We start from the raw sequence: 25343 nt of genomic DNA, 5'->3' as shown, positions 1-25343 counted from the left end.
CCGCCCTCGTCACTGCCGCTATCCGCGTTCCACGGCGTCCACGGTGTCCCGCTCCCGCGGCCGCTTCCGGTCCAGCAGCAGACCGATCGCCAGCACCACCACGGCCGCGACCACCGACAGCACCATCTGCTCGCGCCCGTCCGGGTCGTAGAACATGTAGCCCACGACGAAGACGATCAGCCCGATCGTCGCGTACGTCAGCCACGGATACAGCCACATCCGTACCGTCAGCCGCTCCGGCGTCTCCCGTTCGAGGATCCGGCGCATCCGCAGCTGCGAGAGGCAGATGACCAGCCACACGAACAGCGCCACCGCACCCGACGAGTTCAGCAGGAACTGGAAGATGGTGTCCTTCGACGTGTAGCTGAAGATCGTCGCGATGAAGCCGAAGGCCACCGAGGCCCAGATCGCGACCGCCGGCACCCCGCCCTTGTTGACGGTGGCGAACGACTTGGGCGCGTCGCCGCGCTGACCGAGCGAGAACGCCATCCGGGAGGCGGTGTACAGCCCGGAGTTCAGACAGGACAGCACCGCGGTCAGCACCACGACATCCATCACGGTGCCCGCGTACGGAATGTCCAGCGACTCCAGCACCGCCACGTACGGGCTCTTGAGCACCGCCGGGTCGTCCCACGGCAGCAGCGTCACGATCACCGCGATCGAGCCTATGTAGAACAGCGCGATCCGCCAGATGACGCTGTTGACTGCGTGGCGCACGGCCTGCACGGGGTTGGGCGACTCGCCCGCCGCCAGCGTGACGATCTCGCTGCCCATGAAGGAGAAGACCACCAGCAGCATGCCCGAGAGGATCGCGCACGGCCCGTGCGGCAGGAATCCGCCGTGCCCGGTCAGATTGGCCAGCCCCGGCGCATGGTCGCCCGGCGGCAGCCCGAACACGGCCAGCGCGCCGACCAGGATGAACACCACGATCGCGACGACCTTGATGCCGGCGAACCAGAACTCGAACTCGCCGAACGAGCTGACCGAGACCAGGTTGGTGCCGGTCAGCACGATCATCACCAGCAGAGCCCAGGCCCACTGCGGGACGGCCGGGACCCAGCCGGTGAGGATCGCGCCGGCCGCGGTGGCCTCCACGGCCAGTACCACCGACCAGAAGAACCAGTACAGCCAGCCGATGGTGAAGCCTGCCCAGCGGCCCATCGCCTTGTCCGCGTAGGCGGAGAAGGAGCCCGAGGCGGGGGAGGCCGCGGCCATCTCGCCCAGCATCCGCATCACCAGCACGACCAGCAGACCGGTCAGCGCGTAGGACAGCAGAATGCCCGGGCCGGCGGCGGCGATTCCCGCGCCGGAGCCGACGAACAGTCCGGCGCCGATCACCCCGCCGATGGCGATCATCGACAGATGGCGGTTCTTGAGACCTGCCTGGAGCCCGTCCTGCGACTGCCCCGCTTGGAGTCCGCTGCCGGGGTCGCCGGCGGTGTGGACCGCTTTCGTTGTAGGCGGGTGCGCGCCCATGTGCACCGTCCTTCGTGGTTCGCGGATGGGAACCCCCGCATTAGATCTTTGTTAACCCATCGATTGGAAGGTCTAGAACCGGATTGTTGGGTGAAACACTGGGCGGTTACCTGTCTGACATACGTACGGAAGGCAATAGAGCCATTCCGCCCGCCGGACTCACGGAGAAGACCCGGCGGCGCCTACCCGGCGGGGCGCGTGTCACACTCATCGCATGCGCGTGTATCTCGGCTCCGACCATGCAGGGTTCGACCTCAAGAACCACCTCGTCGAGTGGCTCAAGGCCAACGGCCATGAGCCCGTCGACTGCGGCCCCCACATCTACGACGCCCAGGACGACTACCCGCCGTTCTGCCTCCGTGCCGCGGAGAAGACCGCCGCTGACCCGGACAGCCTCGGCATCGTGATCGGTGGTTCCGGCAACGGCGAGCAGATCGCCGCCAACAAGGTCAAGGGCGTACGGGCCGCGCTGGCCTGGAGCGAGGAGACCGCCCAGCTCGGCCGCGAGCACAACAACGCCAACGTCATCTCCGTCGGCGGCCGGATGCACACCCAGGAAGAGGCGACCAGGTTCATCGAGGTCTTCCTCAACACCCCCTACTCGGGCGAGGAGCGGCACACCCGCCGCATCGAGATGCTCTCGGTGTACGAGACCACCGGCGAACTCCCGGCCATCCCTGCCCACCACCCGCAGGGCTGACCACCGCACACCCCGCCGCCCGCCCTCCCCGGCCGCCGGGGAGGGCGGGCGCGCCCACTGGAGGACACCCATGCCCGAAGGGCATACGATCCACCGGCTCGCCCTCGACCACCGCGCCCGCTTCGAAGGACGACGGGTCCGGGCGAGCAGCCCCCAGGGCAAGTTCGCCGACGGCGCGGCGCTGATCGACGCCCAGGTCATGACCACCGCCGAGGCACACGGCAAGCACCTCTTCCTCGGCTTCGGCCCTCCCCCAAGGACCTCCGACGAGCTCCGGTCCCGGGGGTACCCCCATCGCTGGGTCCACATCCACCTCGGCCTCTTCGGCAAGCTCGGCTTCGGCGCCCACACCGCTCCACCGCCCACCGAGACCGTACGGCTGCGCCTGGCCACCCCCGACGCATACGCGGACCTGCGCGGCCCCACCACCTGCGCACTGATCACCGACGCCGAGAAGCACGCGATACATGACCGCCTCGGCCCCGACCCGCTGCGCCCCGGCGACGACGGCACCCGCGCCTGGCAGCGGATCTCCCGCAGCCGCACCACCATCGCCGCCCTGCTCCTCGACCAGAAGGTCATCGCCGGCGTCGGCAACGTCTACCGGGCCGAGGTCCTCTTCCGGCACGGGATCGACCCGTACCTGCCGGGCCGTGACCTCACCCGCGCCCAATGGGACGCCCTCTGGGCCGACCTGGTCTTCCTGATGGCCGAGGGCGTCCGCCACAACCGCATCGACACCGTACGGCCCGAGCATCTGCCCGAGGCCATGGGCCGCCCGCCGCGGGTCGACGACCACGGCGGCGAGGTCTACGTCTACCGCCGCGCCCTCCAGGGCTGCCACATCTGCGGCACCGAGATCCGTACCGCCGGTCTCGCCGCCCGCAACCTGTTCTGGTGCCCGGGCTGCCAGCCCGCCACCACCGTCAACTGACGGCCCGGGGCGGCGGCACACCGGGGCCCCGGGGCCCGGGGCGGCGGCACACCGGCGCCGCCGCCCACCGACGGCCGGGAATCCGGCAATCGGGGAATCGGGAATCCGGGAACCTGGGAATACTGCCTGCCCCACCTCGGGAATACTGTCCTGCCCCACCCCGTTGTGGCCCCGCAGGGGGTGCTCGCACCCCGTAGGGGATGTGTTCGCCCAACTCCTAGGGAGACTCCGGCTCCTAGGGCATGCCCGGAAGACGGGACTGTGCGAACACCCCTAGAACCCGTGCGGCAACCACGGCGCCACCTCTGACCCGAACGCCGCCGAAGCCGCCGCCAGCGCCCCCGCCCGCAGCTCCCGCACCCGGCCCGCCGCGGCCAGCGACGCCAGGGAGAACCCGCCCAGATAGGCGGACCCCAACTCCCGTACGGACAGCGCCAGATCGGCCGCATCCGTCGTCCGCGCACAGCTCGCACCACGCTCGTCGCCCGACAGCCACCACCGGCCCTCGTTCCACGGGCAGAACGGGTCCGTGACCTCCAGGACCACGTCCACCGGCCTGAGGTACGTCCGCGCCGCCAGCGCCGCGCCCACCTCCACCGGCCGTACGAACAACGACTCCCGCAGCGCCATCCCGCAGCGCCGCATGTCCGCCACCAGATGGAGCAGCGGATCGTCGACCGGCCGGGTGACCACCGACACCGACGACGTCAGATCGATCCCGAACAGATAGCGCCACAGCGCCGCATACACCACCGGGTCCAGCGCCTCGAGGTGCCGGACCTGCACCCTTCCGCACGGCCCGGCCCCGTCCGACCCCGGTGTGACCGCATAGCGCGCATACCCCCGCACCTCGCCGTCCACCTCGGCCACCACACACTGCAACGCCCCGGCCCCCGCCCGCTCGGCGGGGAGGTCGAGCACCGCGATCCGCTCCCAGCCGGGCAGCCGGGCCAGCATCCCCGGGCGGGTCGGCACCAGTTGGGCGTAGACCCGCTCACAGTCGGCCAGCGCGGCCGCCGGGTCCACCAGCCGCAGCCGTACGCCGTCCACGCCGGGCAGTTCCGGGGCCGCCAGCCGCACCGTTTCCACGGTCAGCCCCATGTCCAGGGCCGCCGCGCCGTAGCCGAACCGCCCGTAGATCGCCGGCTCCGAGGCGGTCAGCACCGCCAGTGGCTCACCGCGCTCGCGCACGTCCGCCAACTGATGGCGCATCATCGCGCGCAGCAGCCCGCGCCTGCGGTGCGTCGGCCGCACACCCACCATCGTGACCCCGGCCACCGGCACCCCGGCCCCGCCCGGCACGGTGAGCCGGAACGAGAACGCCCCCGCGGTGCCGACGCACTCCGCCCCGTCCCATACGGCGAGCGCGCGCTCGGTCTCGGTGATCTCACGCCGGATGGCGAGCTTCTCGGGAGGCTGTGGCAGTGCCCCGAACGGCAGTTCCGTCGCTTCGGACCAGACGTCCCATTCGGCGTCCCGGAGCACCCGTAATTCCGTCGTCATACCCCATCCCTAGCAGCCCCCTCTCCGGCCGCGCGACCGCATTTCGAACGGGGTTTCCCGGCAATCGGGCCGGGCGGCGTGCGGCGAATCGACGCGCCGCCGAACGGGTGGATAAGGTCCCAGGGCAATGACAAGCGGCCCGGGAACGGAAACCCTGACGGCCCGGGTGCACAAGGGGCTGCACCGGGCTCGCGTCGGTGTGCGCAAAGCCGGGGTCGACTACTTCCGCGGCGAGGGCTCCGACCACTTCGCGCTCGCCGTCCTGCTGCTGGCCATCCCCGCCATCGCCGCGGGCACCCTCTGGCGCCCCGAATGGATCGCCCCGACCGCCCTGGTGCTCCCGGTGATCGCCGGCGGCCTCCTCCTCCGCCCGGCCAACCTTCTCGTCCTCTACGGAGCCTCCGCCGCCGCCCTGGTCGTCGAGTCCGCGCTCTTCGCCCGGTACGAGGAAGGAGTCGAGCGGATCACGCCCGGCACCGTGCTGGTCGTGGCCGCCGTCGGGTTCTTCGGCCTGCTCATCGCGCAGTTCCGCAGCCGGGTCGGGGTGCCCTGGCGGCGCGGCGGCACCATGCTCTTCGACCTGCGCGAACGCATCCGCGTCCAGAGCAAGCTGCCCCGGCTGCCCCAGGGCTGGCACCACGAAATGGCGCTGCGCCCGGCCGGCGGCCAGTCCTTCTCCGGTGACTTCGTCGTCGCCTCCCGCACCCAGGGCGGCAACATCCTCGAAGTCGTGCTCACCGATGTCTCCGGCAAGGGGATGGACGCCGCCTCCCGCGCGCTGCTCCTCTCCGGCGCCTTCGGCGGCCTGCTGGGCTCCCTCCCGCCGCACGGCTTCCTCCCCGCCGCCAACGGCTACCTGCTGCGCCAGGACTGGGACGAGGGCTTCGCCACCTCCATCCACCTCGTCCTCGACCTGGAGTCCGGCGACTACGAACTCCTCTCCGCGGGCCATCTGCCGGCCCTCCAGCTCAGTGCGGGCAGCGGCCGCTGGGAGGAGAAGTCGGGGGAGGGGCCGCTCCTGGGTGTCTACGACGGCGCCCAGTTCGACCCGGTCAAGGGGACCCTGCGCCCCGGCGACGTGCTGATGCTCTTCACCGACGGCCTGGTCGAGGCCGCCGACCGGGACATCGCCGAGGGCATCGACCGCCTGACCGGCGAGGCCGACCGCTATGTCGCCGGTGGCTTCGCCGGCGCCGCCTGGCACCTGATCGAGGCCGTGGCCAAGGACGTCAACGACGACCGGGCCCTCCTGCTGATCTGCCGCGACTCCTGACCCCAGCCCCTGGCTGCTCCCGGTGGGGTTTTCCCCACACCTCGTCGTCCGGCCGTCCTCATGAGGGGCCGGTCCGGACCGTCCCACCGCCGGTCCGTGCGCCTCGCCGGGACGGAAATCAGCCGAATGAGTGAGAACCGCCTCACCACCCTGCGCCGCAGCCGGCTGGCTTCGTCTTCCAGGCCTTCCGCCGCCGTGCGATTGTACCTACTAGTATGTACGATCAGGTTGCCGACCAACTCGCCCGCCGGACCGCGCCGATCCGCGGGTTCACCACGTCCGAAGGGGGACACCGATATGCCGTTCGTCCGCATTGACGCACTGGGCGCCGACGGCGCCCGGCTCGACGCGCTCGGCCGCGCCGTGCACGACGCCCTGGTGGAGACGATCGGCATCCCGCCCGATGACCGGTTCCAGGTCCTGGCCGGTCATGACGGCACCCGCAGCACGCTGCGCTACGACGACTACCTCGGGGTGCACCGTGACGAGGGCATCGTCTACGTCGCGATCACCATGCGCGCCGGCCGCACCCCCGACCAGAAGCGGGCGCTGTACCGGCGGATCGCCGAACTCGCCCAGGCGTACGCGGGGACCGAGCCGCGGAACGTGTTCGTCATCGTGTCCGAGAACGAGTCGGTCGACTGGTCGCTCGGCAACGGGGTGGCCCAGTACGCCGAGGCCGGCCGGGAGAACGCCGGTTAGGCGGCGGTCCGTTCGCGGGTGCGTGCGGTGCCGGCCGGGTCCTTGCGGAAGGCCCAGGACATCGTGGGCTCCATCGCGAAGCGGAAGAACTTGCGGACCGGCGGCGTGCACAGGGCCGTGATGATGAGGGCCGCGACCAGGGTGACGGCGATCTCGCCGAGCGGGGTGTGCAGCCAGGCGTAGTCGTCGAACCAGCCCCAGAAGCGCGAGCCCTTCGCCAGGAAGCCGTGCAGCAGGTAGCCGTACAGCGTGCCGGCGCCCAGCACCGTGAACCACGTCCGGCGCGTCGGCACCCAGGAGAAGAAACAGGCCACCAGCACGATCGAGCAGCCGAAGAGGGCCGGCGTCATCACCGCGCCGATCCACCAGGTGGTGCCCAACTCCTGGGCGCTGTCCCGGTGGTAGAACCACGCCGAGGACATCCGGGGCGCCGCCCAGTAGGCCATCACCAGCGCGGCCGCGAAGAGGGGCACCGAGGCGATCCGCACCGCCCGCCGCTGCACCAGCTGGAAGTGCTCCGGCCGCAGCGACAGACCCAGCACGAAGAACGGCAGGAACTGAAGCACCCGCTGGAGGTCCAGATCGTCCCCTATGTCGGGGGAGATGGAGGCCAGTACCGCGATCGCCACCGCGAGCGGAATCGGCCAGCGCACGACCTTCCACAGCGGTGTGGTCAGCCGCCAGACGAACAGCGCCACCAGGAACCATGTCAGGAACCACGGATCGAGCAGGCTGATCGGATGGCCGGGATCGTCGTCCGCCCAGCGCTTGAAGAAGGCGTACGCGGTCTCGAACAGGATGTAGGGGACCGCGACCCCGGTGACCAGCCGCTGCAACCGGTCCTTGCGCATGTCGAAGCTGCGCGAGAAGTAGCCGGAGATGATGATGAAGGCCGGCATGTGGAAGGTGTAGACGGTCATGTAGAGCGCCTCGGCGGCCCGGCTGCCGTCGGTCAGCGGCTCCCAGGAATGGCCCATCGCCACCAGCACGATGGCCAGATACTTCGCGTTGTCGAAGAACGCGTTACGGGCGCCGCCGCCGGTCTTCGGACCGGGTGCCGGTCCGCCCTCCGGTGCGGCGGGCGGCTGCTGCCCCGCGGGCTCCGTTCGCTCCGTGTCCACTGCCTCACGGGCAGGGGGGAGCTCGCGTCGAGGTGTCGGGGCAGCGGAAAACATTGGAGGCACGATAGCGGTGCCCGGCGAATGCGTAAAACCGCATCCGAGCCATTCGCTATTTGCGCAGGTGCCGCCCCGGATAGCGCAGGGATAAATCCTGCAATCAATGAAGCGTAACCCTCACCAGCTGTCCTTTTTACGGTGTTTCATACCCCCAAAACGGGTGATATCCCCTGCGAACGGCGCGGAAGGAATGTCCACTTGTAGGGTGTTACGTTCCCGTGGGGCGGGTCACTCCTGTGCGGTCCGTAAAAGCGTGACGGACGCCACGAATAAGTGAATTTCCCGGGCTGGTGAGCCAAGGAAAACGATCAGAAAGTTCGGGCCGAATTACCGGCGTGGCGCCGGCTGATGAATTCCCGGCGGAGGGCACCGGGGGTGTCCGCGCCGGCCCCTGCCTCCCTCGCCACCGGACTGCCGCCCCGTCGGCACCCCGTCCCCCTCACTGGCGTCCCATCACCCCCACCGGTCGGAATCGGGCAAAGCGTTGGCCGATGATTCATCACCGGCCTGCGATGGGCATGGAGTTGGTGGCACGATGGGTGCCGGGGGGTGTGCGCAGCATGCTCATGCTCCCGGGCCGGTGTGAGGCGTTCCGACCAAGGGTGTGATCAGTTGTGGCTCTGTCGCTGTCAGTTGTGCTGCTGTTGGGGATCATCCTGATCGTGCTGATCAGAGGGAAGTCACTCAAGGCCGGACCGGCCATGGTGGCCATACTGTTCGGCTTCTTCCTCGCCTCCACGGGCATGGCGCCGTCCATCAACAGGTTCCTGAACTCCCTGGCGGACACCATCAACCACATCACCTTCTAGGTGATCCGCGGGGGCGCCAGGTCCCCCGCCGGCTCCTCGGGCGGGCCTCCGCACCAGGCCCGGCCGTACGCGTCCCCGTCGTACGAGGTCACTCGCCCCCGGTCCGCGCCAGCACCTCGCGTACGGCCTCCTCGGTGCGTCCCACCAGCGCCGAACCGTCGTCCGCCGTGATGATCGGCCGCTGGATGAGCTTGGGGTGCGCCGCCAGCGCCGCGATCCACCGCTCACGCGCGGCCTCGGTGCGCTCCCACTCCCGGAGCCCCAGCTCCTTCGCCGCGGCCTCCTGGGTACGGGTGATGTCCCAGGGCTCCAGGCCCAGCCGCGCCAGCACCTCGCGCAGTTCGTCCGCGCTCGGCGGGTCCTCCAGATACCTGCGCACGGTGTACTGGGCACCCTCCTCGTCCAGGATCTCGACGGCGGAACGGCACTTGGAACACGCGGGATTGAGCCAGATCTCCATGCCGGCCAGCATAAGGAGCCGCGCGGGCGGAGCGAAGAGGCGTACCCGGGAGACGCGGTGCGCTGTCGTGCGCGAAGGGCGGGGTGCCGGAAAAGCGGAAACCCGGGCCGCGCGGCCCGGGTTTCCTCATCTGAGCGGGCGACGGGAATCGAACCCGCGTAGCTAGTTTGGAAGACTAGGGCTCTACCATTGAGCTACGCCCGCAGGCGCCGTGGGTCGAAGGACCTCGGCACGCAGTGCATCCTAGCGGGTCGCGGCGGTGCGCCGCACACCCCTTCCCCGCGCGAGCCCTCCGCGTACCCCGTGCGTTTCCGTACGAGGCGTGGCTTTCCCCGGCGCCGGGCACCGCATCCCACCAGGCATCCCGATAACTGGCAGCCGTTCTGTCCGCGGCCATGTACCCTACGTGTCGCACCGACGGGGTGTGGCGCAGCTTGGTAGCGCGTCCGCTTTGGGAGCGGAAGGTCGTCGGTTCGAATCCGGCCACCCCGACCATCAGGTCACCCCGACCACCAGGTCACCTTGACCGTCAGGTCAGCCCGGCGACAGCGGCCGGGCGCCCCGGCCCACCGGGACCCGCACGACCGGCGGGCGTTCAAGATCACGTTGTGGGCGTCATCCTCCTAGCGGTTACTATGCAAGCTGCGTGTCCGTGTGTCTGTGTATCTGCGTACGGGACACGATCGGCCGGGCCCGGAACAGCCGGGTACTGGTGGATCTCATCAAGCAGAACCCCAGAAGTCAGCCCCAAGGAGACCGAACCGTGAAGAGCGCCGTGGAGACCCTGAACCCGACTCGGGTTCGGCTCACTGTCGAGGTGCCCTTCGAGGAGCTCAAGCCCAGCCTCGACGCGGCGTACAAGAAGATCAACCAGCAGGTCACGGTGAAGGGCTTCCGCCAGGGCAAGATCCCGGCCCGCGTCATCGACCAGCGGTTCGGCCGCGGCGCCGTGCTGGAGGAGGCCGTCAACGACGCGCTCCCGAAGTTCTACACCGAGGCGGTCAACGAGGGCGAGCTGAACGTCCTCGGCCAGCCCGAGGTCGACATCACCGAGCTGAAGGACGGCGAGCTGCTGGCCTTCACCGCCGAGGTCGACATCCGCCCGGCCCTCGAGATCCCGGACTACTCCGGCATCGAGGTCGAGGTCGACGCCGTCGAGGTGTCGGACGAGGACGTCGACAAGTCCGTCGAGCAGCTGCGTGAGCGCTTCGCCTCGACCAGCCCGGTCGAGCGCGCCGCCCAGGACGGCGACGTGCTGACGGTGAACCTCGAGGCCAAGGTCGACGGCGAGGTCCTGGAGGACGGTGTCGCCGAGGGCGTCACGTACACCGTCGGCTCCGGTGAGCTGCTGGACGGCATCGACGACGCGGTCAAGGGCCTGGAGGCCGGCGGCAGCGCCACCTTCACCTCCGAGCTCAAGGGCGGCTCCGCCGAGGGCAAGGAGGCCGAGGTCAAGGTCGAGGTCACCGAGGTCAAGGCCCGCGAACTGCCCGAGCTGGACGACGACTTCGCGCAGCTGGCGAGCGAGTTCGACACCCTCGAGGAGCTCAAGGCGGACAGCCGCAAGCGCCTCGAGCAGATGAAGAAGTACGACCAGGCCACCCAGGCGCAGGAGAAGGTCCTGGACGAGCTGCTGAAGCTCGTCGAGGTGCCGATGCCGGAGAAGCTGCTCGCGGACGAGATCCAGACCCGCAAGCACAACCTGGAGCACCACCAGCTCGGCCAGATGGGTCTCGACCTCGCGAAGTACCTGGAGATCCAGGGCAAGACCGAGGAAGAGTTCGACGCCGAGACCAAGGAGCAGGCCGAGAAGGGCATCAAGACCCAGTTCATCCTCGACGAGCTGGTCAACAAGGAGAAGCTGAACGTCAGCCAGGAGGAGCTCACCGAGCACCTCATGCGCCGCGCGCAGTCCTCCGGTATGTCCCCCGACCAGTTCGCCCAGGCCGTCGTCGAGGGCGGCCAGGTGCCGATGCTCGTCGGTGAGGTCGCCCGCGGCAAGGCCCTCGCGGTCGTCGTCGAGGCCGCCACGGTCAAGGACACCAACGGCGAGGTCGTCGACCTGGAGGACGAGGACGAGGCCGAGGTCGCCGAGACCGTCGTCGCCGAGGCCGAGGGCGCCGACGAGCAGCCCGAGGCCTGAGCCCCGACCGCCTCGCGGTTTCGCTGAACGACTGTTTACGGGCCCGAACACGCACGTCCGCGTGTTCGGGCCCGTACGTCATCACGGACCGGTGAGCCTGCGCTCACAGCGAACAGTTGACAATGCGGGATGGCGTTGTCCGACCTGCGCGTTAGGGTCCGTAGATACGAGGGCAGGGGAGTCCCTGAAACCGCGCCGGGGCGACATACGGCGCCCGATCCCCGCGCCCCAGAAGACGACGCTGAGACGGCCCCTGGCCGTCCGACAACGAGCAGGTGGACACGTGACGATCCCGATGCCTTCCGCCGCCGCTGAGCCGACCTTCGGTGGCCTCGGCGACCAGGTCTACAACCGGCTGCTCGGCGAGCGGATCATCTTCCTCGGCCAGCCGGTCGACGACGACATCGCCAACAAGATCACCGCGCAGCTGCTTCTCCTCGCCGCGGACCCGGACAAGGACATCTTCCTCTACATCAACTCCCCGGGCGGCTCGATCTCGGCCGGCTTGGCGATCTACGACACCATGCAGTACATCAAGAACGACGTGGTGACGATCGCGATGGGCCTCGCCGCCTCGATGGGACAGTTCCTGCTGAGCGCCGGCACCCCGGGCAAGCGCTTCGCGCTGCCGAACGCCGAGATCCTCATCCACCAGCCCTCCGCGGGTCTGGCCGGCTCCGCGTCGGACATCAAGATCCACGCCGAGCGGCTGCTGCACACCAAGAAGCGGATGGCGGAGCTCACGGCCTTCCACACCGGCCAGACCGTCGAGCGGATCACCCAGGACTCGGACCGCGACCGCTGGTTCTCTGCGGACGAGGCCAAGGAGTACGGCCTGATCGACGATGTGATGACCTCCGCCGCCGGCGTTCCGGGCGGGGGCGGCACCGGGGCCTGAGCCCCACAGCACTCGCCCCAGCCACCCCAGCCCACTTGATCGCCACCAGGACGGTGAACACCACGATGAACAACTTCCCCGGCAGCGGCGTCTACCAGCGCCCGGAGTCCGAGTTTTCCGGCCCGCGCGCCGAGTCCCGCTACATCGTCCCGCGCTTCGTCGAGCGCACGTCGCAGGGTGTGCGGGAGTACGACCCGTACGCCAAGCTGTTCGAGGAGCGTGTGATCTTCCTCGGCGTGCAGATCGACGACGCCTCGGCCAACGACGTCATGGCGCAGCTGCTGTGCCTGGAGTCGATGGACCCGGACCGCGACATCTCGATCTACATCAACAGCCCCGGCGGCTCGTTCACGGCGCTCACGGCCATCTACGACACGATGCAGTTCGTGAAGCCGGACATCCAGACGGTCTGCATGGGCCAGGCCGCCTCGGCCGCCGCGGTCCTGCTGGCCGCCGGTACGCCCGGCAAGCGGATGGCGCTGCCGAACGCCCGTGTGCTGATCCACCAGCCGTACAGCGAGACCGGTCGCGGTCAGGTCTCCGACCTGGAGATCGCCGCCAACGAGATCCTGCGGATGCGCTCGCAGCTGGAGGACCTGCTCGCCAAGCACTCCTCCACGCCCATCGAGAAGATCCGTGATGACATCGAGCGTGACAAGATTCTGACCGCCGAGGAGTCCCTGGCGTACGGTCTGGTCGACCAGATCGTCTCGACGCGTAAGTCGTCGGTCTCGATCGGATAGCAATCTTCGCGAATTGAGCCGGAGCGTTGCCCTCTTGGACCGGGTTCGGATCGAGTGAACCGAGTCGGTCCAAGGGGGGCCCGTATGGGGGGCCCGGCAAGGTACCGTCGATAGGCAAGCACCCGGGTCCGTGGAGCAATGCGGATCCCAGGCGAAGGGGAAGCACCTCGTGGCACGCATCGGTGACGGCGGCGACCTGCTCAAGTGCTCATTCTGCGGGAAGAGCCAGAAGCAGGTGAAGAAGCTCATCGCGGGACCTGGTGTGTACATCTGCGACGAGTGCATCGACCTCTGCAACGAAATCATCGAGGAGGAGCTCGCCGAGACCTCCGAGGTGCGGTGGGAGGAGCTCCCCAAGCCGCGGGAGATCTACGAGTTCCTGAACGGCTATGTCGTCGGCCAGGAGCCCGCCAAGAAGGCCCTGTCGGTGGCCGTCTACAACCACTACAAGCGGGTGCAGGCGGGCGAGAACGGCCCGGGCCGCGGCGACGAGGGCATCGAGCTGGCCAAGTCCAACATCCTGCTGCTCGGCCCGACCGGCTCCGGCAAGACCCTGCTCGCGCAGACCCTGGCCCGGATGCTGAACGTCCCCTTCGCGTTCGCCGACGCCACGGCACTGACGGAGGCCGGCTACGTCGGTGAGGACGTCGAGAACATCCTCCTCAAGCTGATCCAGGCCGCGGACTTCGACATCAAGAAGGCCGAGACCGGCATCATCTACATCGACGAGATCGACAAGGTCGCCCGGAAGAGCGAAAACCCGTCGATCACCCGCGATGTCTCCGGTGAGGGCGTCCAGCAGGCCCTCCTCAAGATCCTGGAAGGCACCACCGCCTCGGTCCCCCCGCAGGGCGGCCGTAAGCACCCGCACCAGGAATTCATCCAGATCGACACCACGAACGTCCTCTTCATCGTCGGCGGCGCCTTCGCCGGCCTGGAGAAGATCATCGAGGCCCGGTCCGGCGCCAAGGGCATCGGCTTCGGCGCCACGATCCGCTCCAAGCGCGAGATCGAGTCCAAGGACCAGCTCCAGGACGTCATGCCGGAGGACCTGGTCAAGTTCGGGATGATCCCCGAGTTCATCGGCCGCCTCCCCGTCCTCACCTCGGTCCACAACCTCGACCGCGAGGCGCTGCTCCAGATCCTCGTCGAGCCGCGCAACGCCCTCGTCAAGCAGTACAAGCGCCTCTTCGAACTCGACGGCGTGGAGCTGGACTTCGACCGCCCGGCCCTGGAGGCCATCGCCGACCAGGCCATCCTCCGCGGCACCGGCGCCCGCGGCCTGCGCGCCATCATGGAGGAGGTCCTCCAGGCGGTGATGTACGAAATCCCGTCCCGCAAGGACGTCGCCCGCGTCGTCATCACCGAGGACGTCGTCCACTCGAACGTGAACCCCACCCTGGTCCCGCGCAACCGCGGCGAGTCGGGGGAGCCGCAGGAGAAGAGCGCGTAGCCCGCGCCCCGCCCCGCAGACACGCGAGAACCGCCCGACAGCTTCCTCGGCTGCCGGGCGTCTTCTCGTTAAGGCCTGTCAGTAGTTCAGTCGAGTCCCCTTTTGCACGCCTCGTCGGCCACAGTTTCCTTGACGCCCATCACCTTCAACTTCGTCTGGCAGATGGCGATGTTCATGCCCCGCACGATGATGTTGCCTTCGCCCGTGAGGCGGCACGCATTATGTACCTTCGGCCCCACCTTGTAGCCGGCGTAGGCCACGACCCTCTGGCAGTCATCGGTACTGGCGTGGGCCGGCGCGCTCGCGACGATCGGCAGTGCACCTGCCGCCACCAGGACTCCGGTCGCCGCGGCCAGGCGACGTACTGAGTTGCGCATGACAGCCCCCCTCGTTGTTGATCATTGGTCGAGGCGAAGGTATCAGCTGGTGAATCCCATCTCCCCCGCATGTGTGATGATTTGGCCAATGATCTGCCGGAACTGTTGATTCGCCTTGTCGGGTGAAAGGCGCCCAACGAGAGCCGTCCGGCAGCTTCCCCAGCTGCCGGACGGCTCTGTGTCGTTACGGACGCTGCCCGCGGTGCCTGTGCCGCCGCCCCCACAACGGCGCACGAGCGGTGCCGCTACTTCTCCTTGCGGACCTCGTTGCGGATCTTGGCGGTCTTCTCGGAGAGCTCCTCGGCGCCGGGCGTGGTGGCGGTGGCGGGGCCGGAGGGCGACGGCGCGGCCGCCATCGTGACGACGCCGATGGCGCTGTTGTCTCCCCAGATGCAGGTGGAGACGTTCACGGGCACGGTGACGCCGCTCTGCGACAGCGTGAGCTTCTGCGTCCGGCACTTCATCACCGCGCCGTCGAAGTCACTGGGTGAGTACTCGGTCGTCGGGGTGACGTCCTCGACCTTGGCGTTCCCCATGTTCTTCTTCTGGTTCTCGTCGACCTTGGCGAACATCTGGCTCACCGTGCCCTCAGGGTCGGCGATCGTGCCGTAGATGCCGTACACGCTCATGGTCAGTCCGCCGGCGGCCTTGTAGCTGCCCCTGACGCCCTTGGCGTTGGTGATGCCCATCGCCTTGGCTTCCTTGTCGCCGGCGAAGTCCTCGGCTCCCCCGCCGCCGGGGGCCTTCGAGAACTGCCCGCTCAGCAGCTTGTCCGGCAGCGAGATCGTGTAAGGCTTCACATCCCCGCCCGACCCGAACACGAAGTACGCGCCCACTCCGATTGCCGCGACGGCCGCCACCGCGCCCGCGATCAGGCCGATCTTCTTGCCGTTGCCGCCCGACTCCTCAGGGCCCTGGGGGATCACTCCGTAGGGGGTCTGCTGGCCGCCGTACGGGGGCTGCTGGCCGTAGGCGGGCTGGGCGGGCTGCTGGGGGTAGCCGTAGCCCTGCTGGGGAGCCTGAGGGGCCTGGGGGTAGCCGTAGCCCTGCTGCGGGGGCACCTGGCCGCCCTGCTGGGGGTAGCCGTAGCCGGGCTGCGGGGCCGGCGGCTGCGGCTGGCCGTACGGGCCGGGCTGCTGGGGCTGCTGGCCGTACGGGCCCGGAGGCGGCTGGTTGAAGCTCATGGAGCGGATCCCCTCGTGACAACTGAAGACAGTTGAAGTTCTGCGTGTGAAGTTCTGTGATGCTTATGCGCTTCCGACATCCTGTACGACGCGGCTGACAGCCGTTGCCCCGGGGGCGAAACCGATTCGAAGCTGCTACATGCGCGCCCGTACACTGTGCGTCGTGACCGAGAACACTCAGCAGAGCAACCACAGCGCCCCCGAACTGCCGACTCAGTACACGCCGGCCGATGTAGAGGGGCCGCTGTACGAGCGCTGGGTAGAGCGGGGTTACTTCGAGGCGGACGAGAAGAGCGACAAGCCGCCGTACACGATCGTCATTCCGCCGCCGAACGTCACCGGCTCCCTGCACCTCGGGCATGCGTTCGAGCACACGCTCATCGATGCCCTGACGCGGCGGAAGCGGATGCAGGGGTACGAGACCCTGTGGCAGCCGGGCATGGACCACGCCGGTATCGCCACCCAGAACGTCGTTGAGCGCGAGCTCGCCAAGGAGGGCGTTTCGCGCCACGACCTGGGGCGGGAGGCGTTCGTCGAGCGGGTCTGGCAGTGGAAGAGCGAGTCCGGCGGGCAGATCTCGGGGCAGATGCGGCGCCTGGGCGACGGTGTGGCCTGGTCCCGTGAGCGGTTCACGATGGACGAGGGGCTGTCCAAGGCCGTCCAGACGATCTTCAAGCGGCTCTACGACGACGAGCTGATCTACCGCGCCGAGCGCATCATCAACTGGTGCCCGCGCTGTCTGACCGCCATCTCGGACATCGAGGTGGAGTACCAGGACGACGACGGCGAGCTGGTGTCGATCCGGTACGGGGAGGGTGACGCGTCGATCGTCGTCGCCACCACGCGCGCGGAGACGATGCTCGGCGACACCGCCGTCGCCGTTCACCCCGAGGACGAGCGGTACGCCCATCTCGTCGGCACCGAGATCGAGTTGCCGCTCACGGGGCGGCGGATTCCGGTCGTCGCGGACGAGCATGTGGACCCGGAGTTCGGTACGGGTGCGGTGAAGGTCACTCCGGCGCACGACCCGAACGACTTCGAGATCGGCCAGCGGCACGGCCTGCCGAGCCTGGCCGTCATGGACGAGCACGCGGTCATCACCGCGCACGGGCCGTTCCAGGGGCTGGACCGCCTGGAGGCCCGCAGCACCATCGTCGGTGCGCTGCGCGCCGAGGGCCGGATCGTCTCCGAGAAGCGCCCGTACACGCACTCCGTCGGGCACTGCTCGCGCTGCAAGACCACCATCGAGCCCCGGCTGTCGATGCAGTGGTGGGTCAAGGTCGGCCCGCTGGCGAAGGCCGCCGGTGACGCGGTCCGCGAGGGCAAGGTCGCGATCCACCCGAAGGAGATGGAGTCGCGGTACTTCGGCTGGGTGGACAACCTCCACGACTGGTGCATTTCACGGCAGTTGTGGTGGGGTCACCGCATTCCGGTCTGGTACGGGCCGAACGGTGAGGTCGTCTGCGTCGGACCGGACGAGGAGCCGCCGAGCGGTGACGGGTGGCACCAGGACACCGACGTTCTGGACACCTGGTTCTCCTCCGGGCTGTGGCCGTTCTCCACGCTCGGCTGGCCCGAGCAGACGCCGAGCGTCGAGAAGTTCTATCCGAACTCGGTGATGGTCACCGGCTACGACATCCTCTTCTTCTGGGTCGCCCGGATGATGATGTTCGGGCTCTACGCGATGGACGGCACCCCGCCGTTCCACACCATCGCGCTGCACGGCATGGTCCGTGACCAGTTCGGCAAGAAGATGTCCAAGTCGTTCGGGAACGCGGTCAATCCGCTGGACTGGATGGACGCGTACGGATCGGACGCCGTCCGGTTCACGCTGGCGCGCGGCGCCAACCCCGGTGTCGATGTGCCGATCGGTGAGGACTGGGTCCAGGGGTCCCGTAACTTCGCCAACAAGGTCTGGAACGCCACCCGGTTCGCGCTGATGAACGGTGCGACCGTCGAGGGCGACCTGCCGTCCGCCGAGCAGCTGTCGGCGACCGACCGGTGGATCCTCTCCCGGCTGAACTCGGTCGTCGCCGAGGTCGATGCGCACTACGACGACTACCAGTTCGCGAAGCTGTCGGACACCCTCTTCCACTTCGCCTGGGACGAGGTCTTCGACTGGTACGTCGAGCTGTCCAAGACCACGTTCATGGCGGGCGGCCCGGCCGCCGACGCCTCGCGCCGGGTGCTGGGCGAGGTCCTGGACGTCACGCTGCGGCTGCTGCACCCGGTCATGCCGTTCGTGACGGAGACCCTGTGGACGGCGCTGACCGGCGGTGAGTCGGTCGTCATCGCCGACTGGCCGAAGGCTGTGCTCGTTGCTGGGGCCGACGCCCCGGGTGGCTTCCGGGACGCGGCCGCGGAGCGGGAGATCGAGACCGTTCAGCAGGTCGTCACCGAGGTCCGCCGGTTCCGCTCCGACCAGGGACTCCAGCCCGGCCAGAAGGTCCCGGCGCAGCTGGACCTGTCCGGTACGGCGCTGGCCGCCCACGAGGCCGCGATGCGCTCGCTGCTCCGGCTCCAGCCGGCCGGTGAGGGCTTCAGCGCCACCGCCTCGCTGCCGGTCGCGGGTGCGACGGTCGCCCTGGACCTGTCCGGCGCGATCGACGTCGCGGCGGAGCGCAAGCGGCTGACGAAGGACCTGGCCGCCGCCGAGAAGGAGAAGGCGCAGGCCACCGCCAAGCTCGGCAACGAGGCGTTCCTTGCCAAGGCGCCGGAGAAGGTCGTGGAGAAGATCCGCGGCCGGCTGTCGGCCGCGGAGGCGGACATCGTCCGGATCACCGCGCAGCTGGAGGCGCTGCCCACGGCGTAGCACCGGTCTTTGCCGCAGGCCCCTCGTCCGTACGGGCGGGGGGCCTGCGGCGTTCCCGAGGTGCCCTGGGGCCGCAGGCTGACGGCGTGGCCACCGGGAAGGCCGCTCGCGGTGGGCGCTCTCATGGCGCTCTCATCATGCCGGGGCACCGTGGGGTGCGGAATGCCGGATTTCCGGCCGCACCGCACGTCCAGCACCGAGGAGCCGCGACCGTGAACAAGCCACTGCGACGGGTCTCGGTGTTCTGCCTCGCCCTGATACTGGCGCTGATGGGCTGGGCCACCTGGATCCAGGGCGCAAAGGCCAGTGACTACAAGGAGGACCGGCACAATCCGCGGGTGGCGATCGGCAAGTACGCGGCGCCGCTGGGCAACATCCTCGTCGGCGGGGAGCCGGTCACCGGATCGAAGGCCACCTCCTCCACGCTCCGGTACCAGCGGACCTACAAGGACGGCCCGCTCTACGCCCCGGTCACCGGCTTCACCTCGCAGATCTTCGGCAGCAACCAGCTGGAGAGCCTCTACGGCGACCTCCTGGACGGCTCCGACAGCCGGTTGCAGAGCCCCGCCGACGCGCTGACCCGCACCAGGGCCAAGGGCGGCGACGTGGCCACCACCATCGACGCCACTGTGCAGCAGGCCGGCTACCGGGCGCTGGGCGGCAAGAAGGGCGCCGCCGTGGCGATGGACCCGGCCACGGGGCGGATCCTGGGCATGGTCAGCACCCCGTCGTACGACCCCGGGACGTTCGCCGGGTCCTCGGGGGCCGACCAGAAGGCCTGGCAGAAGATGTCCGCCGACCCGGACGACCCCGAGGTCAACCGGGCGCTGCGGCAGCCGCTGCCGCCCGGCTCCACGTTCAAGCTGGTGGTCGCCGCGGCCGCGCTGGAGAACGGCCTGTACTCCTCGGTGGACGAGCCCACCGACAGCCCCGACCCGTACACCCTCCCGCACACCCGCACCACGCTGAAGAACGAGAGCGCTTCCGCACCCTGCAAGAACGCGACCCTCCGCACCGCGCTCCAGTACTCCTGCAACACCGTCTTCGCCAAGATGGCCGTCGACCTGGGCAAGGACAAGGTGAAGGCGCAGGCCGAGAAGTTCGGCTTCAACGACGGCAAGGTGGACACCCCGGTGCGCGCCGCCAAGAGCGTCTACCCCTCGGACATGGACCAGGCACAGACCGCGCTCTCCGGCATCGGCCAGTTCGATGACCAGGCGACCCCGCTCCAGATGGCGATGGTCGTCTCGGCGCTCGCCAATGGGGGAGAGCTGAAGAGCCCGCAGCTGGTCGACAAGCTCACCGACGGGGGCGGCACCACCGTGCAGCAGAACGCCCCGCGGACGTACGGCAGGGCCACGTCGGCGCGTACGGCCGCACAGCTGCGGTCGGCGATGCAGACGGTCGTGGACGAGGGCACCGGCGGCAACGCGAAGATCGGCGGACTGACCGTCGGCGGCAAGACCGGTACCGCCCAGCACGGCGTCGACAACAGCGGTACGCCCTACGCCTGGTTCGTCTCGTACGCCCAGGACGCGCGCGGGCGCCAGGTGGCGGTCGCCGTGATGGTCGAGGACGGCCATGCGGCCCGCAACGAGGTCTCCGGCAACGGGCTGGCGGCCCCCGTCGCACGGGCGATGATGCAGGCGGCGCTGCGGTAGGAGGCGGCCGGCGGGGGCGGCAGCCGGGGCGGGAGGCGGCGTAGGACGGTGCCGGGCAGCGCAGCGCACCGCTGTCACAGGTGCCTCGTAGACTTGTCGTCGTGAGCGAGCGCCCTCGAAACGACGACCCCGACCCCACCGATGCCTTCGACGAGCTGGTCGAGGCGGAGACCGACCGTGACCCTGACCTGGCGGTGATCGAGGCCGGCAGCCGGACCCTGCGCGCCCAGGCCGGCCCGCCGCAGGGGGACCCGATTCCCGCCCGGCCGGCCGACCCGGAGGTCGACCGCGCGCTGCGCGCCGTCGAGGAGGAGCTGGCAGGACGCTGGGGCGAGACCAAGCTCGACCCGTCGGTCCAGCGCATCGAGGCGCTGCTGGACATCCTCGGCTCCCCCCAGCGGGCCTACCCGTCCATCCACATCACGGGCACCAACGGCAAGACCAGCACCGCCCGCATGATCGAGTCCCTGCTGGGCGCCTTCGACCTGCGCACCGGCCGCTACACCAGCCCGCACGTCCAGTCCGTCACCGAGCGGATCAGCCTGGACGGCAGCCCGATCTCCGCCGAGCGCTTCATCGAGACGTACCGGGACATCGCCCCGTATGTGGAGATGGTCGACTCCCAGCAGGAGTACCGGCTGTCGTTCTTCGAGGTGCTGACGGCGATGGCGTTCGCCGCCTTCGCGGACGCCCCGGTGGACATCGCGGTCGTCGAGGTCGGCATGGGCGGCACCTGGGACGCGACGAACGTCATCGACGGCGATGTCGCCGTGATCACCCCGATCGCGCTGGACCACACCGACCGGCTGGGGGAGACGCCCGAGCAGATCGCCGGGGAGAAGTCCGGGATCATCAAGAAGGACGCCACGGTGGTGCTGGCCCAGCAGCCGGTGGACGCGGCGTCGGTGATGCTCAAGCGCGCGGTCGAGGTCGATGCCACGGTCGCCCGTGAGGGCATGGAGTTCGGGGTGCTCTCCCGTGAGGTCGCGGTCGGCGGCCAGATGCTGACGCTGCGCGGGCTGGGCGGCGAGTACCCCGAGATCTTCCTGCCGCTGTACGGCGCCCACCAGGCGCACAACGCCGCGGTGGCGCTCGCCGCGGTCGAGGCGTTCTTCGGCGTCGGTTCGGAGCACGCCCGTACGCTCGACATCGACACCATCCGCTCCGCGTTCGCCGCGGTCGCCTCGCCGGGCCGGATGGAGGTCGTCCGGCGCAGCCCGACGGTCGTGCTGGACGCCGCGCACAACCCGGCGGGCGCGCAGGCCGCGGCCGAGGCGGTCACCGAGGCGTTCGGTTTCAGCCGTCTGGTGGGCGTCGTCGGCGCCAGCGACGACAAGGACGTCCGGGGCTTCCTGGAGGCCTTCGAGCCGATCTTCGCCGAGATCGTGGTGACGCGTAATTCCAGCCATCGTGCGATGGATCCTGATGAGCTGGCCGCGGTCGCGGTCGAGGTCTTCGGCGCCGAGCGGGTCCAGGTCGAGCCGCGGCTCGATGACGCCCTGGAGGCGGCGATCACCCTCGCGGAGGAAGAGGGCGAGTTCTCCGGAGCGGGTGTGCTGGTGACCGGTTCGGTGATCACGGTCGGCGAGGCCCGGCTGCTGCTGGGGAGGAGCTGATCATGCGCACGCTGTGTGCCAGCACCCTGATAGGGGAATTCTTCGTGATCGGCTTCGCCGGGCTGGTGGCGATGCAGATGACCGAGCTGCCGACGGCCACGATCTGGACGGTGAGCGGGATCGCGATGCTGCTGAGCATCCTGCTGTGCGGCATGCTGACCCGCCCCGGCGGCGTCCAGCTCGGCTGGCTGCTCCAGCTCGCCCTGATCGCCAGCGGCTTCGTCGTCCCGACGATGTTCTTCCTCGGCACGGTCTTCGCGGCCCTGTGGTGGGCCTCGGTCCACTTCGGCCGCAAGATCGATGCGGCGAAGGCCCGTTGGGTGGCCGAGGCGCCGACCGTGGGCTGAGCCGCGGGTGGCCGGATGCGGCGCCGTACCCGGCAGCGTACGGCCTGGATACGGCCCTGTAACCTCAGGGCACCCGCTGACCGACCTTCATATCCAGGGAGTCCCTTCGTGAGCCAGCGCACCCTCGTCCTCCTCAAGCCCGACGCCGTCAAGCGCGGCCTGATCGGCGAGATCATCGGCCGTATCGAGAAGAAGGCCGGCTGGACGATCAGCGCGCTGGAGCTGCGCAGCCTGGACCGCGAGGTCCTCGAGCAGCACTATGCCGAGCATGTCGGCAAGCCCTTCTACGAGCCGCTGGTCGACTTCATGTCCTCCGGACCGGTCGTTTCGATGGTCGTCGAGGGTGAGCGGGTGATCGAAGGCGTGCGGGCGCTGGCCGGTCCGACTGACCCGATTGCCGCGCCGAGTGGGTCCATTCGTGGGGACTTCGGAACGATCACCCGGGAGAATCTGATCCATGCATCGGATTCCGAAGAGTCCGCCGAGCGTGAGATCAAGATTTTCTTCCCTGGGATTTCCTGACGCATCATCAGCTGTAAACCCCCCGTGACCAGGGGCGACCGACAAAATCATCGGTCGCCCTTTGGTGTATGAAACTCGATCGGGGGAACGCATCACCGCGACACGACGTCACCATTAAGGGGGGCGGGTGCGTGTACGGCTGACAATGGCGGAACAGCCTCCCGACGTGTTCGAGTGGGCGCACTACGAACTACGATGGAGGCTTCCGCGCCTCACAGCGCATCACCTCCTGCCGACCTCCAGTAAGCATTCGCTCCAGTTGGGAAGGCCAGACGTATCCTCATGGGGAACAACATGTCGTTCATCGGCCGTGACATGGCTGTCGACCTCGGGACCGCCAACACGCTGGTGTACGTCAGGGGCCGCGGAATCGTCCTCAACGAACCGTCGGTCGTGGCCATCAACACCAACACCGGCGGCATCCTCGCGGTGGGTGCTGAGGCGAAGAAGATGATCGGGCGCACGCCCGGCAACATCGTCGCCGTACGGCCCCTGAAGGACGGTGTGATCGCCGACTTCGAGATCACCGAGCGGATGCTCCGCTACTTCATCCTCAAGATCCACAAGCGGCGCTATCTGGCGCGGCCCCGGGTCGTGGTGTGCGTTCCCTCCGGTATCACCGGAGTTGAGCGCCGCGCGGTCATCGAGGCCTCGACCCAGGCCGGCGCGCGCCAGGTGCACATCATCGAGGAGCCGATGGCCGCCGCGATCGGGTCCGGTCTGCCGGTCCACGAGGCCACCGGCAACATGGTCGTGGACATCGGCGGCGGTACGACCGAGGTCGCGGTCATCTCGCTCGGCGGCATCGTCACCGCGCAGTCCATCCGGGTGGCCGGCGATGAGCTCGACAACGCGATCATCCAGCACATCAAGAAGGAGTACAGCCTTCTGCTGGGCGAGCGCACCGCCGAGAGCATCAAGATCACCATCGGCTCGGCGTACGACCTCGAACAGGACGAGCACACCGAGATCCGCGGCCGCGACCTGGTCTCCGGTCTGCCCAAGACCGTCGTCATCTCGGCCGCCGAGGTCCGCAAGGCCATCGAGGAGCCGGTCAACTCCATCGTCGACGCGGTCAAGACGACCCTCGACAAGTGCCCGCCGGAGCTGTCCGGTGATGTCATGGACCGCGGCATCGTGCTCACCGGAGGCGGCGCCCTGCTCCGCGGCCTCGACGAGCGGCTGCGCCGCGAGACCGGAATGCCCATCCACATCGCCGAGGACCCGCTCGACTCCGTCGCGCTCGGTTCCGGCAAGTGCGTCGAGGAGTTCGAGGCGCTTCAGCAGGTCCTCGACTCCCAGCCGCGCAGGTAGCAGGCCCGCGTCCCGACCCGCGCCGCGGCCGTCATGCGGCGTCCGCGGCCGTCGGGCACCATGGCGAAATCAGCCGATTCGCCCGCGGGCCACCGATACGGACCGTGCAGACGCATCCGCCACCACGGATCGTCTCCACGGATCGTTGATATACAGGCACAACAGCCCGACAGATACGGTGCGCTGACGTTTCCCCCCTCGCCATCGCCACCGTCACAACAAGGCACAACGCTCAACTCCCGAACGAGACCGGCGGGGCCCGCAGCCGGCCGGTCCTACGAGGAAGGACACGGCCGCCGCACGTGAGGGACACACGAGAGAGCCGGCTGCTGCTGGTGCTGCTGGTCGCGATCGCGTTCGCGCTGATCACGGTCGATATCCGCGGCGGCGAACAGTCCCCGCTCGACGGCGTCCGGCAGGCCGCCGCCTCCGCCTTCGGCCCGGTCGAGAGCGGCGTCGCCCGCGTCGTCAACCCGGTCGGCAACGCGGTGGGCGCGGTACGCGACTCCGGCCGGCGGCACAGCCGGATCGCCGAACTGGAGCATGAGAACGAGGCGCTCAAGGCCAAGCTGGGCTCCTCCGACCGCAATCGCAGCCGCGCCGCCGAGCTCGACAAGATCCTCAAGACCGCGGGCACCGGTCAGTACGCCATCAAGGGCGCGCAGGTCATCGCGATCGGCTCGGCCCAGGGCTTCTCCTGGACCGTCACCATCGACGCCGGCCGCCGCGACGGCATCGCCCGCGATATGACGGTGCTCAACGGCGACGGCCTGGTCGGCCGGGTCACCACCGTCGGCGCCGAGACCTCCACCGTGCTGCTGGCCGCCGACCCCGACTTCACCGTCGGCACCCGTATGGAGAAGACCAACGAGATCGGCTTCGCCAACGGGCAGGGCGTCCGCTCGCTGCGCGTTCAGCTCCTCAACGGACGGGCCGCGGTCAAGCGGGGCGACCGGCTGGTCACCTTCGGCTCCAGCAGGGACAAGCCGTTCGTGCCCGGTGTGCCCGTGGGCCGGGTCGTCAAGGTCGAGCCGTCCAACGGCGATCTGACCCGCACCCTCCAGGTCCGGCCCTTCGTCTCCTTCTCCCAGCTCGACATCGTCGGCGTCGTCGTCCAGCCGCCCCGGCAGGACCCGCGCGACACCGTCCTGCCGCCCGCGCCCGCGAAGCCCAAGCCGACACCGACGGTCACCGTCACGGCCACCCCCTCCGCGAGCGCTTCCCCCAGGAGCTGACCG

The 25343-nt window shown here is 69.1% G+C and carries 22 protein-coding genes and 2 tRNA genes; 17 read left to right on the top strand and 7 right to left on the bottom strand.

The genetic code is table 11. The features are described 5' to 3' along the window. Positions 1-18: 18 nt before the first annotated feature. Positions 19-1476 carry an amino acid permease gene (locus ACZ55A_RS04880; RefSeq protein WP_468833536.1) on the bottom strand — a complete coding sequence of 486 codons (1458 nt, stop codon included), beginning with the start codon at positions 1474-1476 and terminating at the stop codon, positions 19-21. Positions 1477-1690: 214 nt separating this feature from the next. On the opposite strand from ACZ55A_RS04880, the gene ACZ55A_RS04875 reads away from it, so the two are divergent. Together ACZ55A_RS04875 and ACZ55A_RS04870 are read left to right on the top strand one after the other, a co-directional pair. Continuing rightward, the gene (locus ACZ55A_RS04875; protein ID WP_468833530.1) at positions 1691-2176 is read left to right on the top strand and encodes a ribose-5-phosphate isomerase; all 486 of its coding nucleotides are present in this window, start codon (positions 1691-1693) and stop codon (positions 2174-2176) included. Positions 2177-2246: 70 nt separating this feature from the next. Beyond that, positions 2247-3110 (top strand): Fpg/Nei family DNA glycosylase, encoded by an 864-nt coding sequence (locus tag ACZ55A_RS04870; protein ID WP_468833524.1) that lies wholly within the window; start codon positions 2247-2249, stop codon positions 3108-3110. Positions 3111-3383: 273 nt separating this feature from the next. Here the strand turns inward: ACZ55A_RS04870 and ACZ55A_RS04865 are convergent, their stop codons facing one another. Further along, entirely contained in the window at positions 3384-4613 is a 1230-nt protein-coding gene (locus tag ACZ55A_RS04865) for a GNAT family N-acetyltransferase (protein ID WP_468833518.1), read from the bottom strand. A gap of 127 nt (positions 4614-4740) precedes the next feature. On the opposite strand from ACZ55A_RS04865, the gene ACZ55A_RS04860 reads away from it, so the two are divergent. Both ACZ55A_RS04860 and ACZ55A_RS04855 read left to right on the top strand, forming a co-directional pair. Further along, positions 4741-5886 carry a SpoIIE family protein phosphatase gene (locus ACZ55A_RS04860; RefSeq protein WP_468833509.1) on the top strand — a complete coding sequence of 382 codons (1146 nt, stop codon included), beginning with the start codon at positions 4741-4743 and terminating at the stop codon, positions 5884-5886. A 297-nt stretch (positions 5887-6183) separates the two neighbouring features. Further along, positions 6184-6588, top strand: coding sequence for a tautomerase family protein (locus tag ACZ55A_RS04855; RefSeq protein WP_468833502.1), 405 nt, complete (start codon positions 6184-6186; stop codon positions 6586-6588). Here ACZ55A_RS04855 and ACZ55A_RS04850 read toward each other — a convergent pair. Continuing rightward, positions 6585-7763 carry an acyltransferase family protein gene (locus ACZ55A_RS04850; RefSeq protein WP_468833496.1) on the bottom strand — a complete coding sequence of 393 codons (1179 nt, stop codon included), beginning with the start codon at positions 7761-7763 and terminating at the stop codon, positions 6585-6587. The two genes, ACZ55A_RS04855 and ACZ55A_RS04850, sit on opposite strands and share 4 nt — an antisense overlap. Before the next feature lie 617 nt (positions 7764-8380). Between ACZ55A_RS04850 and ACZ55A_RS04845 the strand changes: the two genes are divergently transcribed. Next, positions 8381-8575 (top strand): hypothetical protein, encoded by a 195-nt coding sequence (locus ACZ55A_RS04845; protein WP_468833492.1) that lies wholly within the window; start codon positions 8381-8383, stop codon positions 8573-8575. Positions 8576-8663: 88 nt separating this feature from the next. Here the strand turns inward: ACZ55A_RS04845 and ACZ55A_RS04840 are convergent, their stop codons facing one another. After that, entirely contained in the window at positions 8664-9035 is a 372-nt protein-coding gene (locus ACZ55A_RS04840; RefSeq protein WP_468833488.1) for an arsenate reductase family protein, read from the bottom strand. A gap of 133 nt (positions 9036-9168) precedes the next feature. Next, positions 9169-9239, bottom strand: a tRNA-Gly gene (locus ACZ55A_RS04835). Positions 9240-9453: 214 nt separating this feature from the next. Between ACZ55A_RS04835 and ACZ55A_RS04830 the strand changes: the two genes are divergently transcribed. The 5 genes from ACZ55A_RS04830 (at position 9454) to clpX (ending at position 14272) form a co-directional block, all read left to right on the top strand. Beyond that, a tRNA-Pro gene (locus ACZ55A_RS04830) sits at positions 9454-9530 on the top strand. A gap of 268 nt (positions 9531-9798) precedes the next feature. Then, positions 9799-11178 carry a trigger factor gene (tig, locus tag ACZ55A_RS04825; protein ID WP_468833482.1) on the top strand — a complete coding sequence of 460 codons (1380 nt, stop codon included), beginning with the start codon at positions 9799-9801 and terminating at the stop codon, positions 11176-11178. 295 nt (positions 11179-11473) lie between these two features. Continuing rightward, positions 11474-12076, top strand: a complete 603-nt coding sequence (locus tag ACZ55A_RS04820; RefSeq protein WP_030283915.1) for an ATP-dependent Clp protease proteolytic subunit — start codon at positions 11474-11476, stop codon at positions 12074-12076. Positions 12077-12141: 65 nt separating this feature from the next. Beyond that, positions 12142-12819, top strand: coding sequence for an ATP-dependent Clp protease proteolytic subunit (locus tag ACZ55A_RS04815; protein ID WP_468834663.1), 678 nt, complete (start codon positions 12142-12144; stop codon positions 12817-12819). A gap of 169 nt (positions 12820-12988) precedes the next feature. After that, entirely contained in the window at positions 12989-14272 is a 1284-nt protein-coding gene (clpX, locus tag ACZ55A_RS04810) for an ATP-dependent Clp protease ATP-binding subunit ClpX (RefSeq protein ID WP_129279243.1), read from the top strand. A gap of 86 nt (positions 14273-14358) precedes the next feature. On the opposite strand, the gene ACZ55A_RS04805 is transcribed toward clpX, so the two are convergent. Both ACZ55A_RS04805 and ACZ55A_RS04800 read right to left on the bottom strand, forming a co-directional pair. Then, positions 14359-14649 (bottom strand): hypothetical protein, encoded by a 291-nt coding sequence (locus tag ACZ55A_RS04805; protein ID WP_468833472.1) that lies wholly within the window; start codon positions 14647-14649, stop codon positions 14359-14361. A gap of 245 nt (positions 14650-14894) precedes the next feature. Continuing rightward, positions 14895-15833, bottom strand: a complete 939-nt coding sequence (locus ACZ55A_RS04800) for a hypothetical protein (RefSeq protein WP_468833466.1) — start codon at positions 15831-15833, stop codon at positions 14895-14897. 163 nt (positions 15834-15996) lie between these two features. Between ACZ55A_RS04800 and ACZ55A_RS04795 the strand changes: the two genes are divergently transcribed. The 7 genes from ACZ55A_RS04795 to mreC all read left to right on the top strand — a co-directional run bounded on the left by ACZ55A_RS04795 (position 15997) and on the right by mreC (position 25340). Continuing rightward, positions 15997-18645, top strand: a complete 2649-nt coding sequence (locus tag ACZ55A_RS04795) for a valine--tRNA ligase (protein ID WP_468833461.1) — start codon at positions 15997-15999, stop codon at positions 18643-18645. Positions 18646-18857: 212 nt separating this feature from the next. Then, the gene (locus tag ACZ55A_RS04790) at positions 18858-20306 is read left to right on the top strand and encodes a peptidoglycan D,D-transpeptidase FtsI family protein (RefSeq protein ID WP_468833455.1); all 1449 of its coding nucleotides are present in this window, start codon (positions 18858-18860) and stop codon (positions 20304-20306) included. Positions 20307-20407: 101 nt separating this feature from the next. After that, a complete protein-coding gene (gene folC / locus ACZ55A_RS04785) occupies positions 20408-21922 on the top strand; it encodes a bifunctional tetrahydrofolate synthase/dihydrofolate synthase (RefSeq protein WP_468833450.1) in 1515 nt (504 codons plus the stop codon). A 2-nt stretch (positions 21923-21924) separates the two neighbouring features. Then, positions 21925-22269 carry a DUF4233 domain-containing protein gene (locus ACZ55A_RS04780; protein WP_468833446.1) on the top strand — a complete coding sequence of 115 codons (345 nt, stop codon included), beginning with the start codon at positions 21925-21927 and terminating at the stop codon, positions 22267-22269. Between the two features lie 108 nt (positions 22270-22377). Further along, a complete protein-coding gene (gene ndk, locus ACZ55A_RS04775; RefSeq protein WP_468833441.1) occupies positions 22378-22791 on the top strand; it encodes a nucleoside-diphosphate kinase in 414 nt (137 codons plus the stop codon). A 294-nt stretch (positions 22792-23085) separates the two neighbouring features. Further along, complete coding sequence (locus ACZ55A_RS04770) at positions 23086-24105, top strand: rod shape-determining protein (RefSeq protein ID WP_003985182.1); 1020 nt, start codon at positions 23086-23088, stop codon at positions 24103-24105. A 302-nt stretch (positions 24106-24407) separates the two neighbouring features. Continuing rightward, a complete protein-coding gene (mreC, locus tag ACZ55A_RS04765) occupies positions 24408-25340 on the top strand; it encodes a rod shape-determining protein MreC (RefSeq protein ID WP_468833436.1) in 933 nt (310 codons plus the stop codon). Positions 25341-25343: the final 3 nt, after the last annotated feature.

This window comes from Streptomyces sp. NPDC034111 (genome assembly GCF_055575375.1).
The sequence above is the reverse complement of the archived record's forward strand: the minus strand, read 5'-3'. Positions and strand labels throughout refer to the sequence as shown.